At 71.6% G+C, this 24,286-nt stretch carries 25 protein-coding genes, 1 pseudogene and 1 other annotated feature; of the genes and pseudogenes, 18 read left to right on the forward strand and 8 right to left on the reverse strand.

The features are described from left to right. The 10 genes from QZX64_RS02305 (at position 1) to serA (ending at position 9,683) form a co-directional block, all read left to right on the forward strand. On the forward strand, positions 1–420 hold the full coding sequence (locus QZX64_RS02305; RefSeq protein ID WP_295656611.1) for a VOC family protein: 420 nt from the start codon (positions 1–3) through the stop codon (positions 418–420). Beyond that, positions 417–1,064 (forward strand): 4a-hydroxytetrahydrobiopterin dehydratase, encoded by a 648-nt coding sequence (locus tag QZX64_RS02310; protein ID WP_295656612.1) that lies wholly within the window; start codon positions 417–419, stop codon positions 1,062–1,064. Before QZX64_RS02305 ends, QZX64_RS02310 begins: the two co-directional genes overlap by 4 nt. 262 nt (positions 1,065–1,326) lie before the next feature. Continuing rightward, positions 1,327–3,099: an acetolactate synthase large subunit gene (locus QZX64_RS02315; RefSeq protein ID WP_295656613.1), complete on the forward strand. Its 1,773-nt coding sequence runs from the start codon at positions 1,327–1,329 to the stop codon at positions 3,097–3,099. After that, positions 3,096–3,632, forward strand: a complete 537-nt coding sequence (gene ilvN / locus QZX64_RS02320) for an acetolactate synthase small subunit (protein WP_295656614.1) — start codon at positions 3,096–3,098, stop codon at positions 3,630–3,632. The genes QZX64_RS02315 and ilvN overlap by 4 nt, the downstream gene beginning before the upstream one ends. A 57-nt stretch (positions 3,633–3,689) precedes the next feature. Further along, complete coding sequence (gene ilvC, locus QZX64_RS02325) at positions 3,690–4,721, forward strand: ketol-acid reductoisomerase (protein ID WP_295656616.1); 1,032 nt, start codon at positions 3,690–3,692, stop codon at positions 4,719–4,721. A gap of 49 nt (positions 4,722–4,770) precedes the next feature. Then, positions 4,771–5,481 carry a DsbA family oxidoreductase gene (locus tag QZX64_RS02330; protein WP_295656617.1) on the forward strand — a complete coding sequence of 237 codons (711 nt, stop codon included), beginning with the start codon at positions 4,771–4,773 and terminating at the stop codon, positions 5,479–5,481. 61 nt (positions 5,482–5,542) lie between these two features. Continuing rightward, positions 5,543–5,671, forward strand: coding sequence for a hypothetical protein (locus QZX64_RS02335; RefSeq protein WP_295656619.1), 129 nt, complete (start codon positions 5,543–5,545; stop codon positions 5,669–5,671). A 6-nt stretch (positions 5,672–5,677) separates the two neighbouring features. Beyond that, positions 5,678–6,499, forward strand: coding sequence for a purine-nucleoside phosphorylase (locus QZX64_RS02340; protein WP_295656620.1), 822 nt, complete (start codon positions 5,678–5,680; stop codon positions 6,497–6,499). After that, positions 6,492–7,958 (forward strand): cytosine permease, encoded by a 1,467-nt coding sequence (locus tag QZX64_RS02345; protein ID WP_295656621.1) that lies wholly within the window; start codon positions 6,492–6,494, stop codon positions 7,956–7,958. The genes QZX64_RS02340 and QZX64_RS02345 overlap by 8 nt, the downstream gene beginning before the upstream one ends. A gap of 123 nt (positions 7,959–8,081) precedes the next feature. Continuing rightward, complete coding sequence (serA, locus tag QZX64_RS02350; protein WP_295656623.1) at positions 8,082–9,683, forward strand: phosphoglycerate dehydrogenase; 1,602 nt, start codon at positions 8,082–8,084, stop codon at positions 9,681–9,683. A gap of 15 nt (positions 9,684–9,698) precedes the next feature. Here serA and QZX64_RS02355 read toward each other — a convergent pair whose 3' ends face one another. After that, positions 9,699–11,138 carry a PLP-dependent aminotransferase family protein gene (locus QZX64_RS02355; protein ID WP_295656625.1) on the reverse strand — a complete coding sequence of 480 codons (1,440 nt, stop codon included), beginning with the start codon at positions 11,136–11,138 and terminating at the stop codon, positions 9,699–9,701. A gap of 61 nt (positions 11,139–11,199) precedes the next feature. Between QZX64_RS02355 and QZX64_RS02360 the strand changes: the two genes are divergently transcribed. Continuing rightward, positions 11,200–11,892: a YitT family protein gene (locus QZX64_RS02360; RefSeq protein ID WP_295656627.1), complete on the forward strand. Its 693-nt coding sequence runs from the start codon at positions 11,200–11,202 to the stop codon at positions 11,890–11,892. Here QZX64_RS02360 and QZX64_RS02365 read toward each other — a convergent pair. Next, on the reverse strand, positions 11,889–12,455 hold the full coding sequence (locus QZX64_RS02365) for an O-methyltransferase (RefSeq protein WP_295656629.1): 567 nt from the start codon (positions 12,453–12,455) through the stop codon (positions 11,889–11,891). The genes QZX64_RS02360 and QZX64_RS02365 overlap by 4 nt on opposite strands. Before the next feature lie 242 nt (positions 12,456–12,697). Between QZX64_RS02365 and QZX64_RS02370 the strand changes: the two genes are divergently transcribed. The 5 genes from QZX64_RS02370 (at position 12,698) to QZX64_RS02390 (ending at position 17,316) form a co-directional block, all read left to right on the forward strand. Next, complete coding sequence (locus QZX64_RS02370; protein ID WP_295656631.1) at positions 12,698–12,835, forward strand: hypothetical protein; 138 nt, start codon at positions 12,698–12,700, stop codon at positions 12,833–12,835. A gap of 11 nt (positions 12,836–12,846) precedes the next feature. Then, positions 12,847–13,911: a 3-isopropylmalate dehydrogenase gene (locus QZX64_RS02375; protein ID WP_295656633.1), complete on the forward strand. Its 1,065-nt coding sequence runs from the start codon at positions 12,847–12,849 to the stop codon at positions 13,909–13,911. 127 nt (positions 13,912–14,038) lie between these two features. Then, the gene (locus QZX64_RS02380) at positions 14,039–15,112 is read left to right on the forward strand and encodes a branched-chain amino acid aminotransferase (protein WP_295656635.1); all 1,074 of its coding nucleotides are present in this window, start codon (positions 14,039–14,041) and stop codon (positions 15,110–15,112) included. 67 nt (positions 15,113–15,179) lie between these two features. Then, positions 15,180–16,247: an iron-siderophore ABC transporter substrate-binding protein gene (locus QZX64_RS02385; protein WP_295656646.1), complete on the forward strand. Its 1,068-nt coding sequence runs from the start codon at positions 15,180–15,182 to the stop codon at positions 16,245–16,247. A 160-nt stretch (positions 16,248–16,407) separates the two neighbouring features. Further along, positions 16,408–17,316, forward strand: coding sequence for a hypothetical protein (locus QZX64_RS02390; RefSeq protein ID WP_295656647.1), 909 nt, complete (start codon positions 16,408–16,410; stop codon positions 17,314–17,316). A 143-nt stretch (positions 17,317–17,459) separates the two neighbouring features. Here QZX64_RS02390 and QZX64_RS02395 read toward each other — a convergent pair whose 3' ends face one another. Further along, positions 17,460–18,053, reverse strand: coding sequence for a hypothetical protein (locus QZX64_RS02395; RefSeq protein ID WP_295656649.1), 594 nt, complete (start codon positions 18,051–18,053; stop codon positions 17,460–17,462). A gap of 208 nt (positions 18,054–18,261) precedes the next feature. Here QZX64_RS02395 and QZX64_RS02400 point away from each other — a divergent pair, with 208 nt between their 5' ends. Together QZX64_RS02400 and QZX64_RS16715 are read left to right on the forward strand one after the other, a co-directional pair. Beyond that, the gene (locus QZX64_RS02400) at positions 18,262–18,459 is read left to right on the forward strand and encodes a transposase (protein WP_295656669.1); all 198 of its coding nucleotides are present in this window, start codon (positions 18,262–18,264) and stop codon (positions 18,457–18,459) included. After that, positions 18,417–18,559, forward strand: a sequence feature (AL1L pseudoknot). It overlaps the preceding gene by 43 nt. Before the next feature lie 63 nt (positions 18,560–18,622). Continuing rightward, positions 18,623–18,985 (forward strand): IS3 family transposase, encoded by a 363-nt coding sequence (locus tag QZX64_RS16715; protein ID WP_366558498.1) that lies wholly within the window; start codon positions 18,623–18,625, stop codon positions 18,983–18,985. A 221-nt stretch (positions 18,986–19,206) separates the two neighbouring features. On the opposite strand, the pseudogene QZX64_RS02405 reads toward QZX64_RS16715, so the two are convergent. From QZX64_RS02405 to QZX64_RS02425, 5 genes and pseudogenes are all read right to left on the reverse strand, one after another. Further along, positions 19,207–19,620: pseudogene (locus QZX64_RS02405) on the reverse strand (arsenate reductase ArsC); the annotation flags it as partial. After that, positions 19,613–20,725: an ACR3 family arsenite efflux transporter gene (gene arsB, locus QZX64_RS02410; RefSeq protein ID WP_295656651.1), complete on the reverse strand. Its 1,113-nt coding sequence runs from the start codon at positions 20,723–20,725 to the stop codon at positions 19,613–19,615. The gene arsB and the pseudogene QZX64_RS02405, both read right to left, overlap by 8 nt. Then, positions 20,725–21,105: a metalloregulator ArsR/SmtB family transcription factor gene (locus QZX64_RS02415; protein WP_295656653.1), complete on the reverse strand. Its 381-nt coding sequence runs from the start codon at positions 21,103–21,105 to the stop codon at positions 20,725–20,727. Before QZX64_RS02415 ends, arsB begins: the two co-directional genes overlap by 1 nt. A gap of 682 nt (positions 21,106–21,787) precedes the next feature. After that, positions 21,788–23,551, reverse strand: coding sequence for an ABC transporter permease (locus QZX64_RS02420; protein WP_295656654.1), 1,764 nt, complete (start codon positions 23,549–23,551; stop codon positions 21,788–21,790). Positions 23,552–23,556: 5 nt separating this feature from the next. After that, the gene (locus QZX64_RS02425) at positions 23,557–24,240 is read right to left on the reverse strand and encodes a phosphonate ABC transporter ATP-binding protein (RefSeq protein ID WP_295656655.1); all 684 of its coding nucleotides are present in this window, start codon (positions 24,238–24,240) and stop codon (positions 23,557–23,559) included. Positions 24,241–24,286 lie beyond the last annotated feature (46 nt).

The following is a 24,286-nucleotide window of genomic DNA, read 5'->3' on the forward strand; positions in this document are numbered from 1 at the left end:
ATGGACCAGCGCGTCAGCTTCATCACCCTGGCCGTCCGCGACCTCGGCGCCAGCCGCTCCTTCTACATCGACGGCCTGGGCTGGGAGCCCGCGGTCGACGTGGTGGGCGAGGTGCTGATGTTCAAGGTGGCCGACAAGGTCGTGCTCTCGCTGTGGGACGAGGCCGCGTTCGTGGCGGAGGTCGGTGCGTCGGTCAACCGGGGCGGCGGCGTCGCGCCGATCACCCTGGCCCACAACGTGGCGACGCCCGAGGGCGTCGACCGGGTGCTCGAGGCCGCGCGCCTCGCCGGAGCCGACCTCGTCTCCGAGGGCACCGAGCGGGAGTGGGGCGGCTACTCCGGCTACTTCGCCGATCCCGACGGCTTCCGCTGGGAGATCGCGCACAATCCCGGCCCCATCGGACAGGAGGTCCTCCCGTGACGGGCGGGCTCACCCACCAGCAGGTGCTCGACGCGGGCATCGACGACTGGCGGCTGCTGATGTCGCCGCTGCAGGCCCGCTTCCGCACCGGCGACTTCGCCACCGGGCTGGCCCTGGTCAACCGCATCGGCCAGGCCGCCGAGGAGGCCGACCACCACCCGGACCTCGACCTGCGCTACGCCCACCTCAACGTCCGCCTCCTCAGCCACGACGTCGACGCGGTCACCGAGCGCGACGTCGCGCTGGCCAGGCGCATCAGCGAGATCGCGCGCGAGATGGGCGTCGAGGCCGACCCTCGCTCGCTCTCCCAGGTGGAGGTCGCGCTCGACACCCCCGACCCGGCCTCCGTGCGACCGTTCTGGCTGGCCGTCCTCGGGGTGCCCGGCGGTGCGGGCGGTGACGACGTGCGCGATCGCGAGGGCGACACGGACACCCTGTGGTTCCAGCCCTCCGGCTCCGAGGAGGGGCGCCAGCGGTTCCACTACGACGTGCGGGTGCCGCCCGAGGTGGCCCAGGAGCGCATCGACGCCGCCCTGGCGGCCGGCGGGACGCTGGTCAGCGACGCGGCGGCGCCGGCGTACGTCGTGCTCGCGGACCCCGACGGCAACAAGGTCTGCGTGTGCACGTCGGCGGGGCGGGACTGACCGGGCCGACTGCGCCACATGGTGGGACCGACGTCCCGAGATGTGGGACGCCGCCCGGACCGGCTTGACGCCACGACCCGCTGACGAGGACCGTATGCCGCATGCGCACCGACATCCTCGTACGCACGCGACGCGTGAGCTGAGGCCTCCAGCCTCACCGCACACGCGTCACCCCTCGCCGTCCGCCCGGACCGAGGGGTTTTTTGTTGGGTGCACGACGGCGGAACCATGACGGACGACATCACGACGGGAACGGTGTGAGATGACCGAACAGGGCGCGGAGATGAGCGGCGCGCAGAGCCTGATCACGGCCCTGGAGCACGCGGGGACCGACACGATCTTCGGCATCCCCGGCGGCGCCATCCTCCCGGCGTACGACCCGCTGATGGACTCCACGCAGATCCGCCACATCCTGGTGCGCCATGAGCAGGGCGCGGGACACGCGGCGCAGGGCTACGCCGCGGCCACCGGCCGGGTCGGCGTCTGCATGGCCACCTCCGGCCCGGGCGCCACGAACCTGGTCACGCCGCTCGCCGACGCCCACATGGACTCCGTGCCCATGGTCGCCGTCACCGGTCAGGTCGGCGCCTCGATGATCGGCACCGACGCCTTCCAGGAGGCCGACATCCGCGGCATCACGATGCCGATCACCAAGCACAACTTCCTGGTCACCGACCCCGCCGACATCCCGCGCACGGTGGCCGAGGCCTTCCACATCGCCTCGACCGGCCGGCCCGGCCCGGTGCTGGTCGACGTCGCCAAGTCCGCGCTGCAGGCCTTGACCACCTTCACCTGGCCCACCGAGCTCGTGCTGCCCGGCTACCGCCCGGTGACGCGGCCGCACAGCAAGCAGATCCGCGAGGCGACGCGCCTCGTGCTCGAGGCGCGCCGCCCGGTGCTCTACGTCGGTGGGGGCGTCATCAGCGCCCGCGCGTCGCGCGAGCTGCGTGAGCTGGCCGAGCTCACCGGCATCCCCGTCGTCACCACCCTGATGGCGCGTGGTGCCTTCCCCGACAGCCACCCCCAGCACCTCGGCATGCCGGGCATGCACGGCACCGTCGCGGCGGTGGCCGGCCTCCAGCGCAGCGACCTGATCATCAGCCTCGGTGCCCGCTTCGACGACCGGGTGACGGGCACCCTCAGCTCCTTCGCGCCGCACGCCCTCGTGGTGCACGCCGACATCGATCCGGCCGAGATCGGCAAGAACCGCCACGCCGACGTGCCCATCGTGGGCGACTGCCGCGAGGTGATCGCCGACCTGCTGGTCGCGCTGCGCGCCGAGGCGGAGGCCGGTCGCACCGGCGACTACGAGCAGTGGGTCGACTTCGTCGCGGGGCTGAAGAAGCGCTACCCGGTGGGCTACGACCAGCCCGAGGACGGCAGCCTGGCCCCGCAGCACGTCATCCAGCGGCTCAGCGCCATCGCCGGGCCCGAGGCGATCTACGTCGCCGGCGTGGGGCAGCACCAGATGTGGGCCGCCCACTTCGTCGACTACGAGCACCCCCGCACCTGGCTCAACTCCGGCGGCCTGGGCACCATGGGCTACTCGGTGCCGGCGGCGATGGGCGCCAAGGTCGGCAGGCCCGAGGCCACGGTGTGGTCGATCGACGGTGACGGCTGCTTCCAGATGACCAACCAGGAGCTCGCGACCTGCGCGATCAACGACATCCCCATCAAGGTCGCCATCATCAACAACGAGTCGCTGGGCATGGTGCGCCAGTGGCAGACGCTCTTCTACAACGAGCGGTACTCCAACACCGACCTGCACTCCAAGCGGATCCCCGACTTCGTCAAGCTCGCCGACGCCTACGGCTGTGTCGGGCTCGCGTGCGACTCACCGGACGACGTCGACGCCACCATCGAGAAGGCGATGGCGATCGACGACCTGCCCGTCGTCGTCGACTTCCGCGTCCACCGCGACGCGATGGTGTGGCCGATGGTGGCCGCCGGCACCAGCAACGACGAGATCAAGTACGCCCGCGACCTCGCGCCGCAGTTCGACGAGGTCCAGGACGACTGGGAGGTCCGGGCATGAGCAGGCACACCCTCTCGGTGCTGGTGGAGAACAAGCCCGGCGTGCTGGCCCGCATCGCCGGCCTCTTCAGCCGCCGTGGCTACAACATCGACAGCCTGGCCGTGGGTCCCACCGAGGACCCGGAGGTCTCGCGGATGACGATCGTGGTGGCCCTCGAGGACTCCCCGCTGGAGCAGGTGACCAAGCAGCTCAACAAGCTGATCGAGGTCATCAAGATCGTCGAGCTCGACGGCGGCTCCTCGGTCAACCGCGAGCTGCTGCTCGTGAAGGTGCGCGCCGGCGCCGACACCCGCGGGCAGGTGCTCGACGCCGTGCAGCTCTTCGAGGCCAAGGTCGTCGACGTCGCCCCCGACGCGGTGACGATCGAGGTGACGGGCAGCACCGACAAGCTGGCCGCCTGCCTCGCCGTCCTGCAGCCCTTCGGCATCCGCGAGCTCGTCCAGTCCGGCATGGTGGCGATCGGCCGCGGCGGCCGCTCCATCACCGAGCGCACCGTCCGTCCCGTGCCCGTCGCGCCTCAGCGGGCCGGCTGAGCGCCGTACCACCCGCACCACCCGACCACCGAAGCAACGACGAAGGAGAGCCGCACCGTGGCTGAGATGTTCTACGACGACGACGCAGACCTGTCCCTGATCCAGGGCAAGAACGTGGCGGTGATCGGCTACGGCAGCCAGGGGCACGCGCACGCGCTCTCGCTGCGCGACTCGGGCGTCGACGTCCGCGTCGGCCTGCAGCCCGGCTCGAGGAGCCGCGCGAAGGCCGAGGCCGAGGGGCTGCGCGTCCTCACCCCGGCCGAGGCGGTGGAGGAGGCCGACGTCGTGGTGATCCTGGCCCCCGACCAGCACCAGCGCAGGCTGTACAACGAGGAGATCGAGCCGCACCTCACCGCGGGCGACACCCTGGTGTTCAGCCACGGCTTCAACATCCGCTTCGGCTACATCACCCCGCCTGAGGGCGTCGACGTCCTGATGGTCGCGCCCAAGGGCCCGGGCCACCTCGTGCGCCGCGAGTACGTCGACGGCCGCGGCGTCCCCGTGCTCGTCGCCGTGGAGGAGGACGCCTCCGGCAAGGCCTGGGACCTCGCCCTCTCCTACGCCAAGGGCATCGGCGGCCTGCGGGCCGGCGGCATCAGGACGACGTTCACCGAGGAGACCGAGACCGACCTCTTCGGCGAGCAGGCCGTGCTCTGCGGCGGTGCCTCCCAGCTGGTGATGTACGGCTTCGAGGTGCTCACCGAGGCGGGCTACCAGCCCGAGGTGGCCTACTTCGAATGCCTGCACGAGCTGAAGCTGATCGTCGACCTGATGTACGAGGGCGGCATCGCCAAGCAGCGCTGGTCGGTCTCCGACACCGCCGAGTTCGGCGACTACGTCTCCGGCCCCCGCGTGATCACCCCCGACGTCAAGGCCAACATGGTCGCCGTCCTCGACGACATCAAGAGCGGAGCGTTCGCCGAGCGCTTCATCACCGACATGGACAACGGCTCCCCGGAGTTCACCACGTTCCGCGAGCAGGGCGCGAAGCACCCGATCGAGCAGACCGGCCGCGAGCTCCGCAAGCTGATGGCGTGGGTGAAGAGCCACGACTCCGACTACGTCGAGGGCTCCTCGGCCCGCAGCTGAGGCGCGGGGACGCGGGAAGAGAACCTCCGCGGGCGGCGTTGGGCCGGACATGCGCATCGAGATCTGGTCCGACGTCGTCTGCCCGTGGTGCTACGTCGGGAAGCGCCGGCTGGAGACCGCGCTCGCCGGGTTCGCCCACCGCGACGAGGTCGAGGTGGTCTACCGCTCCTTCGAGCTCGACCCCGGCGCACCGCGGCACGGCCACGAGCCGAGCACCGAGGTGCTGGCCCGCAAGTACCGCCGCACCGACGACGAGATCCGCGACATGCAGCAGCAGCTGATCGACCTCGCGGCGCAGGAGGGGCTGGCGCTCCGGCTCTTCGACACCGTGCACACCAGCACCGTCGACGCGCACCGGGTGCTGCACCTCGCGCTCGCGACCGGTGGTGCGGCACTCCAGGGGCGGCTCAAGGAGGCCCTGCTCGCGGCGTACTTCGCGCACGCCCGGGACATCGGCGACCACGACGTGCTGCGTGCGGCCGCGGCCTCGGTGGGGCTGGACGCCGCGCGCGTGGAGGAGGTGCTCGCCTCCGACGAGTACGCCGACGAGGTCGCCGCCGACGTCGCGCAGGCCCGGGCGTACGGCGCCACCGGCGTGCCCTTCTTCGTCCTCGACCAGCGGTACGGCATCTCGGGCGCGCAGCCCGCCGAGGTCTTCGCCTCGGCGCTCGAGCAGGCGTGGGCCGCCTCGCGGCCGCAGCTCAGCGTCGTCGGCGGGGACGACGCGGCTGCCTGCGGCCCGGACGGGTGCGCCTGCTGAGCGGCGCGGCGCAAGCCGGAGGAAGGCTCGAGCCTCAGCGCCGGGCGTAGCATCGCTCCCCGTGTTCGCGAACTCTGTGCTCGGCCTTGCGGTGGACCGCGGCCGCGCGTCCACCCCCACCTCCGCCGTCCTCGCCGTGCCGTCGGGCGTCCGCCCCGGCGAGCACGTCGGCCGGTCGCTGGTCGGCTGAGCGGGCGTGGACCCGTACGCCGCTGCCCGCGAGGCGGCCGCCTGGCTCTCCGACCGCACCGGCCGGGCGCCGTACGACGCGGCGGTGGTGCTGGGCTCGGGCTGGGGGCCCCTGGTCGAGTCGTGGGGCCGGCCCACGCACCGGTTCCCCATGGCGCAGGTGCCGCACCTCCTCCCGCCCGTGGCCGAGGGCCACTCCGGGGAGGTGCTCGTGCTCGAGGTCGGTGCGGCCCGGGTGCTGGTGCTCAGCGGGCGCACGCACCTCTACGAGGGCCGCGGCCAGCGGCCGGTGGTGCACGGCGTCCGCACGGCCGCCGCGCTGGGGGTGCGCACGCTGGTGCTCACCAACGCCAACGGCAGCCTGCGCGACGACTGGGAGGTCGGGCAGGCGGTGCTGGTCCGCGACCACCTGGCCACGACGTTCACCTCACCGCTGGAGGGCCCGCGGTTCGTCGACCTGACCGACGCCTGGTCGCCGCGGCTGCGGGGACTGGCCCGCGAGCTCGACCCGTCGCTGGACGAGGGCGTCTACGCCCAGCTCCGCGGTCCGCACTACAACACCCGGGCGGAGGCCGACTGGCTGCGGCGCGTCGGCGCGGACCTCGTCGGCATGTCGACGGTGCCCGAGGCGATCGCCGCCCGCGAGGCCGGGCTCGAGCTCCTCGGCCTCTCGATCGTCACCGCCGTCGAGGGCTCGGACGCCGCGACCGACCCCACGGAGGTCGTCGCCACCGCCGAGCGCACGGCCCGCCGGCTCGGCCCCCTGGTCGCCGCCCTGCTGGACTTCCGGCCGGCGGTCGCGGTGCGTGAGGATGGGCCCCATGAGTGACCACACGCTGAGCGAGACCCGCCGCCTCGGGGTCGAGACGACGGGCATCGAGATCATCGACGAGGCCGACCGCACCGCGCGCCCGGCCGACCTGTTCTGGCCGTGGTTCGCGGCCAACGTGAGCGTCTTCGGGCTCAGCTACGCCGCCTTCGTCCTCTACTTCGGCATCTCGTTCTGGCAGGGCGTGCTCGTCAGCGTCGTGGGGATCGTCGTCTCCTTCGCCCTCTGCGGCATCATCGCGATCGCCGGCAAGCGCGGGTCCGCGCCGACGATGGTGCTCAGCCGCGCGGCGTTCGGCGTCACCGGCCAGAAGGTGCCGGGCGTCTTCTCGTGGCTGGTGTCCATCGGGTGGGAGACCTTCCTGGCCATCCTCGCGGTGCTCGCCACCTCCACCATCTTCGAGCGGCTGGGCTGGAGCGGCGGGACGGCGACCAAGGTCGTGGCCACCGCCGTCGTGGCCGCCCTCATCGTGAGCGCCAGCGTGGCCGGCTACCACGTCATCATGCGGATGCAGTCGGTGCTGACGTGGATCACCGGTGTGGTGTCGGTGCTCTACATGGCGATGACCCTCGACGACATCGACTGGTCGGCCGTGCAGGCCATCCCCGCCGGCTCCACGCAGGCCGTCATCGGCGCGCTGGTGATGGTGATGACCGGCTTCGGGCTCGGCTGGATCAACATCGCCGCCGACTGGTCGCGCTACCAGTCGCGCGACGCCTCCAACGGCGCCATCGTCGGCTGGAACACCGTCGGCGGCGCCCTCGCGCCCGTCGTGCTCGTGGTGTTCGGCCTCGCCCTGGCCGGCTCCTCGACCGAGATCCTCGACGGGGTCGCGGGCGACCCGATCGGCACGCTGGCCACCCTGCTGCCCACCTGGGTCCTGGTGCCGTTCCTGCTCGCCGCGATCCTGGCGCTGGTCAGCGGTGCCGTGCTCGGCATCTACTCCTCCGGACTGACCCTGCTCTCGCTCGGCGTGCGCCTCCGGCGGCCCCAGGCGGCCTTCGTCGACGGCGTCATCCTGACCCTCGGCACGATCTACGTCGTGTTCGTCGCGGAGGACTTCGCCGGGCCGTTCCAGAGCTTCCTGATCACCCTGGGCGTCCCGCTGGCCGCCTGGGCGGGGCTGATGATCGGCGACATCGCGCTGCGCCGGCGCGACTACGACGAGGAGGCGCTCTTCGACCCCGCCGGCCGGTACGGCGCGTTCGACTGGATCTCGATCGCCACCATGGCGCTCGCCTCGTTCATCGGCTGGGGCCTCGTCGTCAACACGTTCCCCGACGACGCCTCGTGGAACAACTGGCAGGGCTACCTCCTCGGCCTCGGCCTCGGTGGCAGGGACGGCGCCTGGGCGTTCGCCAACCTCGGCGTGCTGTGCGCCCTGGTGATCGGGTTCGCCGCGTCGTACCTCCTGCGGCGCGGCACGGTGGCCCGCCAGGAGGCCCGCTCCGCGAGGTAGCCCCGGGCGCGGGACGGCCGCTCCCCGAGACCGCGTGCCGGGCGCGGGGAGCGCCGGGTAGGGTGAGTGCCGCACAGCGTCGTGCGCCTCGACCCCCGTCCCTGACCCGTCGTGAGGACCGCTGTGACTGCACCCGTTTCCGGCAAGCCCGTCGTGCTCATCGCCGAGGAGCTGAGCCCGGCCACCGTCGAGGCGCTCGGCCCCGACTTCGAGATCCACCACTGCAACGGCGCCGACCGTGCCGAGCTGCTGTCGGCGATCGCCGACGCCGACGCCGTCCTGGTGCGCTCGGCCACCAAGGTCGACGCCGAGGCGCTGGCCGCCGCGAGCAACCTCAAGGTGGTGGCGCGAGCGGGCGTCGGCCTCGACAACGTCGACGTGAAGGCCGCCACCCAGAGCGGCGTGATGGTGGTCAACGCACCCACCTCCAACATCGTCTCCGCCGCCGAGCTGGCCGTCGCGCTGATGCTCGCCGCCGCCCGCCACGTCAGCCCCGCGCACGCAGCGCTCAAGAACGGCGAGTGGAAGCGGTCGAAGTACACCGGCATCGAGCTCTACGAGAAGACCGTCGGCATCGTCGGCCTGGGCCGCATCGGCGTGCTCGTGGCCCAGCGCCTGAGCGCCTTCGGCATGAAGGTCATCGCCTACGACCCCTACGTCCAGGCCGGCCGCGCGGCCCAGATGGGGGTGCGCCTGGTCGACCTCGACACGCTGCTGGCCGAGGCCGACTTCATGAGCGTCCACCTGCCCAAGACCCCCGAGACCGTCGGCCTGATCGGCGCCGACGAGCTCGCGAAGGCCCGCCCGCACCTGGTGCTGGTCAACGCCGCCCGCGGTGGCATCGTCGACGAGGCGGCGCTGCACGACGCGCTCAAGACCGGCGGCATCGCCGCCGCCGGCCTCGACGTCTTCGCCAAGGAGCCGTGCACCGACAGCCCGCTCTTCGAGCTCGAGAACGTGGTGGCGACCCCCCACCTCGGCGCCTCCACCGACGAGGCGCAGGAGAAGGCCGGCATCGCCGTGGCCCGCTCGGTGCGGCTCGCCCTGTCGGGCGAGCTCGTGCCCGACGCCGTCAACGTGCAGGGTGGCGTGATCGCCGAGGACGTGCGCCCCGGCATCCCGCTCACCGAGAAGCTCGGCCGCGTGTTCAGCGCGCTCGCCGGCGAGGTCGCCCAGCAGGTCGACGTCGAGGTGCGTGGCGAGATCACCGAGTTCGACGTCAAGGTGCTGGAGCTCGCGGCGCTCAAGGGCGTCTTCACCGACGTCGTCGAGCACCCGGTCTCCTACGTCAACGCGCCGCTGCTCGCCGCCGAGCGGGGGACGGCCGTCCGGCTCGTCACCGACGCCGAGAGCCCCGACCACCGCAACCTCATCACCATCCGCGGCACTCTCGCCGACGGGTCCCAGGTCTCGGTCAGCGGCACCCTCGTCGGGCTCGGCCAGCGCGAGCGGCTCGTCGAGGTCAACGGCTTCGACGTCGACATCGAGCCCACCGACCACCTCGCGTTCTTCAACTACGAGGACCGCCCGGGCATGGTCGGCACCGTCGGCGGCATCCTCGGCGACGCCGCGGTCAACATCGCCGGCATGCAGGTGGCCCGCGACGCCAAGGGCGGCTCCGCGCTGGTGGCGCTCTCGGTCGACTCGGCCATCCCGGCCGACACGCTGGCGGACATCGCGAGCGCGATCAGCGCGATCTCGGTGCGCGCGGTCAACCTGTCCTGAGGCCGGCCCGCCCGGTCACGCCACCATCACCCGCCCCCGGCGGGAGCCGGGGCGGCTGCCGGCGTCGGAGGTGACGACGTCCCACGAGACCGCGAGGCGGCGCACGGCCTCCTCGAGCTCCTCGACGGGACGGGTCCACGGGATGCGGACGAAGCGGTCGAGCCCCCCCTCGGCCGCGAACACCGGTCCGGGGGCCACGATCACGCCGTGACGCTCGGCCTCGACCGCGAGGTCGGTGGCGGCCGAGACCGGCAGCTGGCACCACAGCGCCAGCCCGCCGGTCGGCACGAAGAACGACCAGTCGGGCAGCTCTCCGCGCACGGCGGCGACCAGGGCGTCGCGCTGCTCGCGCAGCCGGGCCCGGTGGTCGGCCACGACCGTGCCGCGCTCGGCGAGCAGCCGGCTGAGCACGAGCTGCTCGAGCACCGGCGAGCCGAGGTCGAGGCCCAGCCGGGCGGTGACCAGCCGCTCCACGAGGTCGTGCGGGGCGCGCAGCCACCCCAGCCGCAGGCCCCCCCAGAACGTCTTGCTGGCGCTGCCGATGGTGATGGCACCGGGGGAGTGATGAGCGAACGGCAGCGGCATCTCCTGGCCCTCCAGCGCCAGGGCCTGGTGGGCCTCGTCGACGACGGCGGTGGTGCGGGTGGCCGCGAGGTGCCCCGCCAGGGTGGCCCGCTGCTCGTCGGTCATCAGGTGGCCCGTGGGGTTCTGGAAGTCGGGGATCAGGTAGGCCAGCCGCGGCGCCGTCTGCCGCAGCACCGCCGCGGTCGCGTCGAGGTCCCAGCCGTCGGGGTCCACCGGTGAGGGCACGATGCGGGCGCCGCTGTGGCGGATCGCGTCCACCGCGTTGGGGTAGCACGGCGACTCCACCAGCGCCCGGTCGCCCGAGCCGGTGAAGGCCTGTGCGACGATCGAGGCGGCCGACAGCGCTCCCGGCGTCACCAGCACCTGCTCGGGGTCGGTCGGGAGCCCGCGCTCGTCGTACGTCGCGGCGATGGCCTGCTGGAGCTCCGGCACGCCGGCGACGAAGTAGCCGTGGCTGGACAGGTACGCCGGGAGCTCGGCCGCGGCCGCGGCGTAGGCGGCTCCCACGCCGCACGGTGCCGAGGTGGCCGCGCAGCTGAGGTCGATGGCGTCGGCGTCGCCGGGACGCGGGAGCAGCGCCTTGTCGAGCGCCCGGGTGCGACCGCTGGGCACGCGGGTGAAGGTGCCGTGGCCCACCCGCGCCTCGGCGTAGCCGACCTCGCGGAGGGCGGCGTACGCCCGGGTCACGGTGGTGCGGGAGACCGCCAGGGTGGCGGTGAGCTCCCGCTCGCTCGGCAGCCGGGTGCCCAGGCCGATCCGGCCGTCCCCGATGAGCAGGCGCAGGGAGTCGGCCAGGCCGGCGTACGCGGGGGAGCGGTCGAAGTCACCCACGAGGGCGGCGACCCGCTGGGGACTGATGGAGGGAGCCATGCAGGCCACTGTCGCACGATTGGCTATTCATTCCAAGGCCAATCTGGGTCACCATGGAGACGTGACCCGCACGCCCCTGGCCCACCTGACCCCGCTGGAGCAGCTCCGCGCACCGCGCCTTCCCCGCCGCCTGGCCCAGCTGATGCTCGGCCTGCTCCTGTACGGCGCCTCGATGGGCATGATGATCGAGGCCACGCTCGGCCTCGACCCCTGGGACGTCCTGCACGCCGGCCTGGCGGAGCAGACGGGGTGGAGCTTCGGGACGATCGTGATCGTCGTCGGCTTCGCCGTCCTGCTGCTGTGGATCCCGCTGCGCCAGATGCCCGGCCTGGGCACGGTGGCCAACGCGGTGGTCATCGGTGTCGCCACCGACGCCACGCTGGCGCTGGTCGTCCCTCCCGACGCCCTGGCCGCCCGCCTGGCGATGCTGCTCGGCGGCGTCGTGGTCAACGGCTTCGCCGGGGCCCTCTACATCGGCTCCCAGCTCGGCCCCGGCCCCCGGGACGGGCTGATGACGGGCCTGGTGCGCCGCACGGGCCTCTCCGTGCGGCTCGTGCGCACCTCGCTGGAGGTGCTGGTGCTCGCCGTCGGCTGGCTGCTCGGCGGACCCGTCGGGCTGGGCACGGTGGTCTATGCGCTCGCGATCGGTCCGCTGGTGCACACGATGCTGCCGTGGTGCACCGTCGACCTCGGTCCGGAGTACGCCCCGGCGCCGGTGGTCGACCCCGACGTCGAGCGGCCGATCGCCAGCTAGCGCCGGGTGGCGATGAGCGCCGAGGCGTCGGGGGCGATCATCACCTCGACGGCGGTGAACCGCTCGTCGGTCAGCCACTCCTCGCGCAGGGTGTCGACCCGGCCGCGATGGATCGGCGGCCACATCTCGCACGGGATGAAGTCGTCGAGCACCACCAGGCCGCCCGGCTCGAGGAGGTCGGCGACGGCGTCCACGCGCACGCTCTCGGGCTCCCCCGAGTCGAGGAACAGCAGCGAGAAGGGGCCCTGGTCGGTCAGCGTCGACCAGTCGGCGGCCAGCACGTCGACCGACGGGTCGTCCTGGAAGATCTCCGCCGCCGCGGTCGCGAGCCTGGGGTCGAGCTCCGCGGTGACGATGCGCACGTCGTCGCGCACACCGGAGCGCAGCCAGGCGGTCCCCACGCCGCAGCCGGTGCCGAACTCCGCCATCGTGCCGCCCCGCGTCGCGGCCAGCGTGGCCAGCAGCCGGCCGGTCTCGTTGCGGCAGAACGACACGTAGCCGGCCTTGCGCGAGACGTCGAACGCACGGGCCACGATGCCGGGCAGGTCGGGGGGAGCGCTCATGCTGCGAGTCTCCCATCATGGAACCGGCGTCTCGGCATGTGACCGGTTCGGGAAAGTGCTCGATCGGGCGGCGCGGGTCGGCGTACGGTCGTGGCCATCATGCGGAGCGTTCTCGTACTCATCGGCTGCCGCGGCGAGGCCTGACACATCTGACTGTCACCGGGGCCACCTCGCCGCGGTGTTCGGCGTTGCGGTCCCGGATCTCCTCCCGACACCCGCCCGCAGACCCTGAGGACACCGCCATGTACGACATGTACCCCGAGTGGGGACCCGCCAGCCACAGCCCCGAGAACCCGCGCAGCGGCGAGGCGGCAGCCCGCGCCCTGCAGGCCTCGCTTGACCTGCGAGACAACGGCGGGCAGTCGCCCGACGACAACTAGCCTCGCCCTCCATGACCACATCGGAGACCGCCGCACCCAGCATCAGGCTCGCCGTCATCGGCGGCGACGGCATCGGGCCGGAGGTCACCGCCGAGGGCCTCAAGGTGCTCGAGGCGGTGGCGCCGGCGAAGGTCGAGGCCACCCGCTACGACCTGGGCGCCGAGCGCTACCTCGCGACCGGCGAGGTGCTGCCCGACACCGTGCTCGAGGAGATCCGCCGGCACGACGCGATCCTGCTCGGTGCGATCGGCGGCAGGCCCAACGACCCGAACCTGCCGCCGGGCCTCCTGGAGCGGGGGCTGCTGCTGCGTCTGCGCTTCGAGCTCGACCACTACGTCAACCTGCGCCCGAGCCGGATCCTCCCCGGCGTCACCTCACCCCTGGCGGACCCCGGGGAGGTCGACTTCGTCGTGGTCCGCGAGGGCACCGAGGGCCCCTACACCGGCAACGGCGGCGCCCTGCGCGTCGGCACCCCGGCCGAGGTGGCCACCGAGGTCAGCGTCAACACGGCGTACGGCGTGGAGCGGGTGCTACGCGACGCCTTCGCCCGGGCCGACCAGCGACCCCGGCAGCGGCTCACCCTGGTCCACAAGACCAACGTGCTCGTGCACGCCGGCTCGCTGTGGTGGCGGCTGACCCAGGAGGTCGCCCGCGAGTTCCCCGCCGTCACCGTCGACTACATGCACGTCGACGCGGCGATGATCTTCCTGGTCACCGACCCGGCGCGCTTCGACGTCATCGTCACCGACAACCTCTTCGGCGACATCGTCACCGACCTCGCCGCCGCCATCACCGGCGGCATCGGGCTCGCCGCCTCGGGCAACGTCAACCCCGACCGCACCAGCCCCTCGATGTTCGAGCCGGTGCACGGGTCGGCGCCCGACATCGCCGGCCAGCACAAGGCGGACCCCACCGCGGCGATCCTGTCGGCGGGCCTGCTGCTCCACCACCTCGGTCACGCCGACGCCGCCACCGCGGTGGAGGCGGCCGTCGTCGCCGACCTGGCTGCCCGGACCCCGGGGGAGTCGCGCACCACCACGGCCGTGGGCGACGCGATCCTGGCGCGCCTGGGCTGAGGAGCCGGGCCGGGCGGCCGGCCCGGTCCTCCCCAGCCGAGGCCGTTGCTCCCACCCCCGGGGTGGCTCGGCCAATCCCGTCAGCACCTGTCCGCCGGCCGCCCGAACTCTTGGATACCGTGTCGCCATGGACATCAGCACCACCCTCTCCGCCACCCCGGTCGACGACTCCCGCCTCGCCGGGATCCTGGCGAACCCGGGCTTCGGCCAGTTCTTCACCGACCACATGCTCACGGTCGAGTGGACCCCGGAGCAGGGGTGGCACGACGCCCGCATCACGCCGTACGGCCCGATCGCGATGGACCCCGCGACCGCGGTGCTGCACTACGCGCAGGAGACGTTCGAGGGCATGAAGGCCTACCGGCGCGACGACGGGTCGGTGTGGACCTTCCGCCCGGAGGAGAACGCCAAGCGGATGATCCGGTCCAGCCGGCGACTGGCCTTCCCCGAGCTGCCGGTCGAGGACTTCGTGCAGGCCGTCGACGCGCTGGTCACGGTCGACGAGCACTGGGTGCCGGAGAACGGCGGCGAGAAGAGCCTCTACCTGCGGCCGTTCATGTTCGCCTCCGAGGTGTTCCTCGGCGTGCGCCCGGCCCAGCACGTGACGTTCATGGTCATCGCCTCCCCGGCGGGCGCCTACTTCAAGGGCGGCGTGAAGCCGGTCTCGCTGTGGCTCACCCACGACTACACCCGCGCCGGTCGCGGTGGCATGGGCGCGGCCAAGACCGGCGGCAACTACGCCAGCTCGCTGGTCGCGCAGCAGGAGGCCACCGCCCACGGGTGCGACCAGGTGGTCTTCCTCGACAGCCAGGAGGGGCGGTACGTCGAGGAGCTGGGCGGGATGAACCTGTACTTCGTCTTCGACGACGGCCGGATCGTCACCCCCGAGACCGGCACGATCCTCGAGGGCATCACCCGTGCCTCGATCATCGAGCTGGCGGGCAAGCTGGGCCACCAGGTGGAGGAGCGCAGGCTCTCCATCGACGAGTGGCGCGAGGGCGTCAGCAGCGGTGCCATCACCGAGATCTTCGCCTGTGGCACCGCCGCGGTGGTGACCCCCGTGGGGACCCTGCGGTCGGCCGAGGGCGACGTGCCGGCGCCCCCTGCCACCGACGTCACGATGCGGGTCCGGCAGAACCTCGTCGACGTCCAGTTCGGCCGGGCCGAGGACACCTTCGGCTGGATGCACCGCGTGGTCTGACCCGGCCGCGAGGTCGGCCGCATCAGGTGGGTAAGGTAAGCCTTACCTCACTTGAAAGGCTCATCTCGTGCACCTGCCGTTTCCCACCCAGCCCCTCCGGCGCACCGCCACTGCCGCGGCGCTGATCCTCGCCCTGACCCCGGCGCTGGCCGCCTGTGGTGCCGGGGACGACGCGACCGCCGACGCCGGCCCGGACGCCGTGGCGGAGGAGGGCGCGTTCCCGGCCACCATCGAGCACAAGTACGGCGCCACCGAGGTGACCGAGGCCCCCGAGCGGGTGGTGACCGTCGGCCTCACCGAGCAGGACGCCGTCCTGGCGCTCGGGGTGGTCCCGGTCGGCGTCACCAAGTGGTTCGGCGAGGCGCCGGGCGCGATCTTCCCCTGGGCCACCGACGCGCTGGACGCCGCCGGCGGCGAGCTGCCCGAGGTGCTGGAGTCGGCCGACGGCATCCAGGTCGAGAAGGTCGCCGCCCTGGAGCCCGACCTGATCATCGCCATCAACTCGGGCATGACCGAGCAGGAGTACGACCTGCTCTCCCGGATCGCCCCCACCGTCGCCTCCGACGACGAGGTCGACTACACCGCGTCGTGGCAGGACATCACCGAGACGGTCGGCACGGCGCTGGGTCGGCCGGCCGAGGCGACGCGGATCATCGAGGACGTCGAGGGCCGGCTCGAGGCGGCCGCCGCCGAGCACCCGGAGTTCGAGGGCAAGCAGGCCGCCGTCGTCACGGCGTACGAGGGGCTCTTCGTCTACGGGGAGGGCGACTCCCGCGGACAGATGCTCGAGGAGCTCGGCTTCGAGTTCCCCGAGGTGCTGGAGGACCCCGACTCCGAGGCGTTCGGCTGGTCGCTGAGCGCCGAGCGCACCTCCGACCTCGGCCAGCTCGACGCCGTGGTCTGGCTCGACCACGACACGGCCGACCCGGCGATGAAGGAGCTGTTCGAGGGCAGCCGCGCGTTCGAGGAGGGTCGCTGGTTCGACATCAGCGACGCCGACGGCGGCGACTACCACGTGGCCCAGAGCATGGTCACGCCGCTGAGCATCCCCTACGTCCTCGAGCGCTACGTCCCGCAGCTGGCCGCAGCCGTCGACGGCGACCCCGCGACCGAGGTCCCGGCCGTCACCGGCTGACCCCCCAGCAGAAGGGCCCGTCCATCGGGGGAGGACGGGCCCTTCGTCGTGCCGGTCGTGCCTTTCACTCCTCATCTGATCAGTACGTCGGGAGACAGGTAGCCTTCGGCATCGACGCGCGGGGAGCAACCATGTTCCGCGGAGCTACCGGAGGACTCCTGTGACCACTGGCCGTGATCGTCCGTCGCTACCACGCGGGCTGGAGGTCGGTCGACTCCTGATCGGCTCGGTCCTCGAGCTGGGGATCAAGGCGTACGGTGTGGGCGCGGCCGCAGCTGTCGCCCTGAGCGACGCGGAGACCGTGGGCGGCAAGGGCCAGGACGCGCTCGCCGCGGTGCCCAGCCTGATGGAGCGCTATCGCGCTGCGAAGTACGTGGCCGACCACCGGCAGGAGATACAGGCCGCACTCGACTACGTGAACGCCAACACCCCTCCCCAGGCGGAGCTCGAGGAGGCCGCCAACAAGAGCTCCGAGACGCTCCGCGGCATCGAGACGACGTACGGCGAGGTCACTGCGGCGAAGGAGGCTGTCGACGACATCGACGCCCGCAGCCCGCTCGACGCGATCGACCAGACGGGGGAGGCGTTCGGCCACGTGCGCGCGGCGTGGGGAGCGAAGCCCGACCTCGACTCCATCAGCGACCTCGCCGACAAGGCCGAGCGGGTCAGTCCCTATCTGGACCAGGTGGAGGTGCTGATCCCCGTCTACTACGGAGGGCTGCTCAACGTGGCGGACAACTTCGCGAGCGACGAGATCGCAGCCACCCTCGGCGTCATGGCACTGGTGCTGGGACTCGCCTTCATCCTCGGGACGGCGGTCGGCTTCTGGGTCCGCAGAGGCCGGCCGGGGCTGATCGCCCGCACGCTGCAACGGTGGGGCGCACGCACGTTCCGGCGCTGGTACGTCCTCAACCTGCCCTACGCCCTGAGCCCGGCGCTCTACGCCGCGGCGCACGAGCGCATCCAGCGCGACATCGTGGCGGACCCGCAGAAGGCGCTCGATCCGGAAGTCTTCCGACAACTCGAGCAGTACTTCAAGGGCAGCCCCAGAGACGACGTAAACACGTGAGCGAAGGAGACGTGCCCTCGTAGGGAGCCGACCGCTGCACGCGTGCCGGTGTGCGGCACGCGAAGGCGGCGGGTAGGCGCACCTCGAAACCGCGCATCGCGGCGATCGGCGCGCGCACCGCTCGCGGACGAGGCTGGCCATCGTCAACCGGGATCACTCAGTCCTCGCCGCACCACGCGCCGCCGCAGAGTCGGGGAGGCCACCACCTCATAGCCGGCCTCGAGGAAGACCTGCACCAGCCCGACCGACGCCTCGTCCCAGATCACGGACCGGCCTGGCGGCGGCTCGATCGGGTAGCCCTCCAGGACGCGGGCGCCGACCTGCCGGCCGTACTCGACGGTGGCCGCGGCGAGCTCGTAGGTCAGCCCCGACTGGCGCCACCCTGTGCGCACGACGAAGCAGGTCACTGACCAGACGTCTGCCAGCTCGGGGTCCATCCGCATCCACGCCTGCTTCCGGCTCCACAGCCTGGGGTAGTTCTCGCGCTGCTCGACCGCCACCCAGCCGGCCGGCTCACCGTCGACGTATCCGATCAGCCCGGACGTCGGGCCGCCGGTGCCGCAGGCGGTCTGCTCGAGCAGCGCGCCGTCCCGCTCCTCCTGGGTGGTGTCACGCCAGATCCAGCCCGGCACCTTCAGGGCTTGGCAACGGCACTTGCGCGCGCCACCGGTCGCAAAGACCGCCTCGACGTCCTCGGCCGCTGCTCGATTGGCCGGGAGCCAGGTGAACTCAGGCATGCCGCGACTCTAGGACCAGCCGGACCACCCGCACTGTCGGCCGCCGGGTCTGATGGAGGCTCTCATTCCACGGAAGGATGAGAGTCATGGCGGCACTGAGCAAGTATCCCGAGGAGCTTCGGGAGCGGGCGATCCGAATGGCGGTCGATCTGCGGCGTGACCCAGCGACCCGATCGGGTGCGCTCAAGCGCGTTGGTGAGCAGTTGGGATCAATCCCGAGACGCTGCGCAACTGGGTGTCCCAGGCCGAGATAGATGAGGGCCACCGGCCCGGCGTCACCACCGCTGAGACCCAGCGCATCGCCGAGCTCGAGCGTGAGAACAAGGAGCTGCGGCGAGCCAACGAGATCTTGCGGACGGCGTCGGCGTTCTTCGCCGCGGCGGAGCTCGACCGCAAGCTGAAGTGACGACCGCGGTGCTGGTCGAGTACATCGATCAGCATCGTGAGCGGTTCGGGGTCGAGCCGATCTGCACCGTCCTCCGCAGGGCCGGCATGCAGACGCCCCGAGCAGCTACTACGCGGCCAAGATCAGAGCGCCCTCAGCGCGGGCGGTCGCCGACCAGCAGCGCCTGGCAGTGATCCGGCAGGTCCATGCCGACAACTACGGCGTCTACGGGGTGCGGAAGATGCACGCCGAGCTGAACCGTCGCGGTCACCGGATCGCCCGGTGCGCCGTGCACCGGCTGATGCGCGCCGACGGGCTGCGCGGGATCAGCAGGGCCAAGGGTCCGCGGACCGCGATCCCCGGCAGCGGACCGGACGCCCGGCCGGACCTGCTCGACCGCGACTGCAAGGCGCCGGCAACGAACCGGGTCTGGGTCACTGGTTCAACCACCGACGACTGCACGGCGAGATCGGGCTCGTCCCACCCGTCGAACACGAGGACGACCACTACCGGCACAACCCTGCACCGACTACCGTCGGCGCGCTAGTCCAGAGCCTCCACTGAACCCGGCACGCGACAGTCGTCTCAGTGATGCTCGGCGTGAGGAGGGCCGACGTGGCGCGGCTGGTCCGTGTCGGGCGGTTGCCGGGGGTCAAGCGCGGCGTGCGTGTGTGGATGCGGCGGGACCACGCTGAGCGGGCCGCCGCGGCTCGGTCCTTCGCAGCTAGCCGAGGACGCAGAGTCGAGGATGCGTGATGCATCCCGACGAAGGTCGGCGAGCAACTTCTGTACGCGCTGGTCGATTTCGTCGCGGATGTCTCGCACGGAATCGGGTCCCTTCCCGGAGGGGTCGGTGAGTGCCCAGTCCTCGTAGCGTTTGCCGGGGAAGATGGGGCAGGCGTCGCCGCATCCCATGGTGACGACCACGTCAGAGGCTGCTACGTCTTCGGTGAGCAACTTCTTCGGGAACTCCTGCGAGATGTCAATGCCGACCTCTGCCATGACCTCGACGACGGCGGGGCTGACGCTGTCGGCGGGGGCGGAGCCTGCGGAGCGCACGAGTACCCGCCCTTGGGCGTGGTGGTTGAGCAGCCCTGCTGCCATCTGTGAGCGGCCTTGGTTGTGGACGCACACGAAGAGAACTTCAGGGATGTGCCCGTCGGGCGGGGTCGTGTCAGCCATGGGTCGTCTCCTGTGTGGGGTAGAAGCGGCGGCGTGCCCAGAGGGCGACGTAGACAAGGGCGACGAGGACGGGGACTTCGATGAGGGGTCCGACGACTCCCGCGAGGGCTTGTCCAGACGTGACGCCGAAGACGCCGATGGCGACTGCGATAGCCAACTCGAAGTTGTTCCCTGCGGCGGTGAACGCCAGTGTCGCGGTGCGCTCGTAGGACATGTTGAGGGCGACACCGAGGGCAAATGACCCGGCCCACATGAGCCCGAAGTAGGCCAGGAGCGGCAATGCGATGCGGGCCACGTCGAGGGGCCGGTCGGTGATGGTGTCACCTTGGAGGGCGAACAGGATCACGATGGTGAACAGCAGCCCGTACAGGGCCGTCGGTCCGATGCGGGGCAGGAACGTTCCCTCGTACCAGTCGCGTCCCATGGCCTTCTCCCCGAAGGTGCGGGTGAGGAACCCGGCGAGCAGAGGGATGCCGAGGAAGATGAGGACGGACTTGGCCATGTCCCACACGGACACGTCGAGTCCGCCGTTGGTGGCGTTGTCGCCGAGGTTGAGCCAGCCGGGCAGTAGTTCAAGGTAGAGGTAGCCGAGCCCGGCGAACGCGACAATCTGGAACACCGAGTTGATGGCCACGAGGATGGCGGCGGCTTCGCGGTCGCCGCAGGCGAGGTCGTTCCAGATGAGGACCATCGCAATGCACCGGGCGAGGCCGACGATGATGAGGCCCGTCCGGTACTCGGGGAGGTCGGGCAGCATCAGCCAAGCCAGGGCGAACATGAGCGCCGGTCCCACAATCCAGTTGAGGACGATGGATGCGCCGAGGAGTCGCTTGTCGGCGGTGACGTGGCCGAGTTCGTCGTAGCGAACCTTCGCCAGCACCGGGTACATCATGACGAGCAGCCCGATGGCGATGGGCAGCGACACTGACCCGACTTCAACCTTCGCGAGGGCGTCGTCGAAGCCGGGAACGAGCCGTCCCAGCAACAATCCGATGGCCATCGCGGTGACAATCCAGACCGGCAGGAACCGGTCGAGGGTCGAGAGCCGCTGGATGACGGCGGCGTCGTCGGGCGCGACCGCGCGCTCGCCCACGGTGTCGCTCATCAGCGGCCGCTCGCGGTCAGTGCGGTGGTCGCGAACAGCGTCATGACGGCTGCCATCGCCTCGGGCTTGGCTTGGTAGTACACCCACGTGCCCCGCTTGTCCCGGTCCAACAGTCCTGCATCGTGCAGCACCTTGAGGTGATGGCTGATGGTGGGTTGCGAGAGGTCGAAAGCCGGGAGGAGGTCGCACACGCACGCCTCGCCGCCCTCGTGGGACAGCACCATCGACATGAGGCGGAGCCGAACCGGGTCGGCGAGGGCCTTGAGGAGAGACGCAATGTGCGCTGCCTGCTGCTCGGTGATGGGTTCTTGTGCAAGGGGCGTGCAGCACGCCAGGGCGTCGCTGCCCGTGAGGACCGTGAGCTCGAGGGACTTAGACACAGATCAATATTGACAAGGATGAATGCAACAAGCAAGGTGCTGCATAGACAACAATCAATATCTTGACCGTTCGCCGGTCAGCCCCGCCTGGCAGATAGGCACGCCATCGACCACACGGGCCGGCACCGACGAGCGCTGAGCTTTCGCCTGTCAGCGATCGCTTATTCGGCGATCCTCCAGCCCAGCGCGGCGAGCGCCCTCGGAGTCAGCCCGAGGGCCTCGGCGGCGTAGCGGGCTTCTTGGGCTTGCCATGCCGATGCGGAGCCGTCGAAGATGGCGGCGGACTCATGGATCACGAGGGCCGCCACCGTGCCCCGTTGCGTCTCGTCCCACTGGTTGGCCTGCGGGGGCTGCCACAGCTCGCTCCAGCGTCTGCTCAGCCTCGGACCACGCGCGCCCGCCCGGGATGGCTGGCACAGGCAGGTCACAGCCCGCGGCTGGCAAGTCGATGAGTCTGATCCTGCTTGATCCGGAGGAACGGCAACCGTGGCGGGCGGCGCCGCTGTGCAGATCCAGTTCGGGTTCATGTCGCAGCGGTCTCGTAGGGCCAGTGGGTCACCTGCGACCAGCCGAGCCGGCCAGACAGTGCGGCGCGGCAGCGGAGACGTGGCCGCTGGTGAGCCCCACTGATGACTATTGACGACGGCGCAGAACGGTCTTGGCTCGGCGGACCGGGCCAAGATCAGGCGCGGATCGCTCGTCGCAGCCGTCTGCTCAGCAGTTCGCTCGAGACGCTGACGGCAAAGGACGCGATCAGGAGCGTCGAGACGACGGGGAAGCGGAAAAGGTTGAGGTTCTCGGACAGAAGGCGTCCAAGACCCGCGGCGCCGACGATGCCGACGACCGCCGTCTCGCGCACGCAGATCTCGAAGCGGTAGAGGGTGTAGGTGAGCAGCTGGTGCGCTGATGCCGGGACCACGGCGGCGAGGGTCGCTAGTGCTCCCGGGACGCCGCTGCGGAGCAGGGCGTTGCGGGGTACGGGGCTCACGCTTTCCCACGACTCGGCGACCAGCCGGCCGAGCACCCCGCCGGTGTAGACGCCTAGGGCCAGGGCTCCGGGAAGGATCCCGGGGAAGAGCGCGAGCAGTGCGATGACTGCCCAGACCGTCGGTGGCACCGACCGCAGCACGAGAAGTCCGATCCGGGCGAGGGCCCAGGCCATCCGGCGAGCGATCCTGGCGGGGAGCGACCCCGGGGCGCCACCTTGAGCGCGGGTGGTGACGGCCCACGGGGCGATGACCACGGTGATCAGCACGGCGATGGCCATGGCGACCACCGCCATCGCGAGTGTGTCCAGTACCGCATCGCCCACGACCGACCATCCGCCTGCTGGCAGCTTCGGCGGCAGCAGGTCCTCGACGAGTCCACCGGTGAGCGCACGCGTACGGCTGCTGGTGAGGCCCGACAACGAGACTCCCGAGGCCAGCCAGGCCGCGACGAGCCCGGGGATGATCGCGAGGGCCGACCAGCGGGCCCACCGCGAGCGCGAGCGTCGGGGGGCGACGCCGCCGGGGGGCTCCGGCGCCGCGCCGGCCGACCACTCCGAGCAGCTCGCGACCGCCATGTCGGCGCGCAACCGTCCGCTCCAGGCATCGACGAGCGCCGAGACGATGATGACGGCGGCGATGAGGGTCCAGACCTCGTCCCAGTTGCGGGAGCTGAGACTCACCACGAGCTCCTGGCCCAGGCCGCCGACGCCGACGGCACCGAGGAGCACCGTGGACCGCACGGCGCACTCGAAGCGGTAGAACGCGTACGACAGCATCAACGGGCTCGCCGGTGGCAGCAGCGCGAAGGCGACCGCCGGCATCGTGGTGGCTCCGGCGTTGCGTAGGGAGTGCAGCGCGCTGGTGGGCAGGCCGTCGAAGGTGTCGCCGAAGACCTGGGCGGTCTGGGCGCCGAACGGCAGGGCGATCGCGAGCACGGCGACCAGCGGGTCGAGCCCGAGGACGCTGACCAGCAGCAGAGCCCAGACGAGCTCGTGGATCGACCGGGTGGCGACCAGCAGGCCCCGCAGGACCACCCGCACTGCGCGCACCGTCCGGGGCGGGCGGTGGGTCCAGGCGACGTCGCTCAGGACCAGCCCACCCAGGAGCCCGATGACCAGGGCGCCCGCGGTGCCGATCGCGGCGAAGGCCAACGTGGTGCCCGTGGCCTCCAGCACCAGGCGCAGGAAGTCGCCGTCCAGCCGGGGACTCAAGGCCTGGCCCAGGAGGTCACCGATCAGGCGAGCGCCGCCTCGGTTGACGATGTCGTGGCCGACGGGCAGCGCGCGTCCCAGCGCCCACACGAGGGGCACGACGAGCACCAGGGCACCGATGAGCCGCCGAGTCGTCACCTGGCGCCCGGTGACCCGGGGGCGGGTGCGACGCTGCGCGTCGAGGTTCGGCGGCTCGGGGCGGTCGCTGTCGGCCGGGAGGCGGTAGGTGTCCCGGACGTCGGGCATCGATCTCACCCTCGGGCGTAGAGCTGGTCGAGCTGATCGGCTCCGAGCTCAGCGATGGGGGTGTCGAAGACGAGCCGACCAGCTCGAAGTCCGATCGCGCGGGTGCAGTGGTCGCGTGCGAGCTGCGGCTGGTGCAGGGTGACCACGAGGGTCCCGGTGTCCGATGACACCCGCCCCAGCAGGGTCAGCACTTCTGCGGCCCGGGTGGGATCGAGACTGGCGACCGGCTCGTCAGCAAGCACGAGCTCGGGACGTTGCACCAGCAGTCGGGCGATCGCGACCCGCTGACGCTCGCCGCCCGAGAGCCGCTCGGTGCGCTCGTGGATGGCCCAGTCAAGCCCGACCGACTCCAGGGCCGCACCGGCGCGCTCGTCGGTGCGTGGCCACGCCAGCGCCGCCAGCGACCGCGCGGTGCCCCACTCGGCGATCCGACCGGCATTGACATTGTGCAGGACCCGCACCTGTTCGATGAGGTCCAGGCCTTGGGAGATGGTGCCCACTCTGCGTTGCAGGCGGCGACGCGTGCGGGCGGGAAGCCCGGCCGTGGCTTCCCCGAACAGCGACACAGTGCCGTGGGAGGGTTGCAGCCCGCCGTTGAGCAGCGCGAGCAGGGTGCTCTTGCCCGCGCCGCTCGGGCCGAGGACTGCGAGACGCTCGCCGGTGCGGATGGTCAGGTCGACCGCGACCAACGCCGGCGTCCCACCGAAGCTTCGTCCCGCGGCCTCGAGCTGGACG

This window comes from uncultured Nocardioides sp., from assembly GCF_902805925.1.
Taxonomy (GTDB): Bacteria; Actinomycetota; Actinomycetes; order Propionibacteriales; family Nocardioidaceae; genus Nocardioides.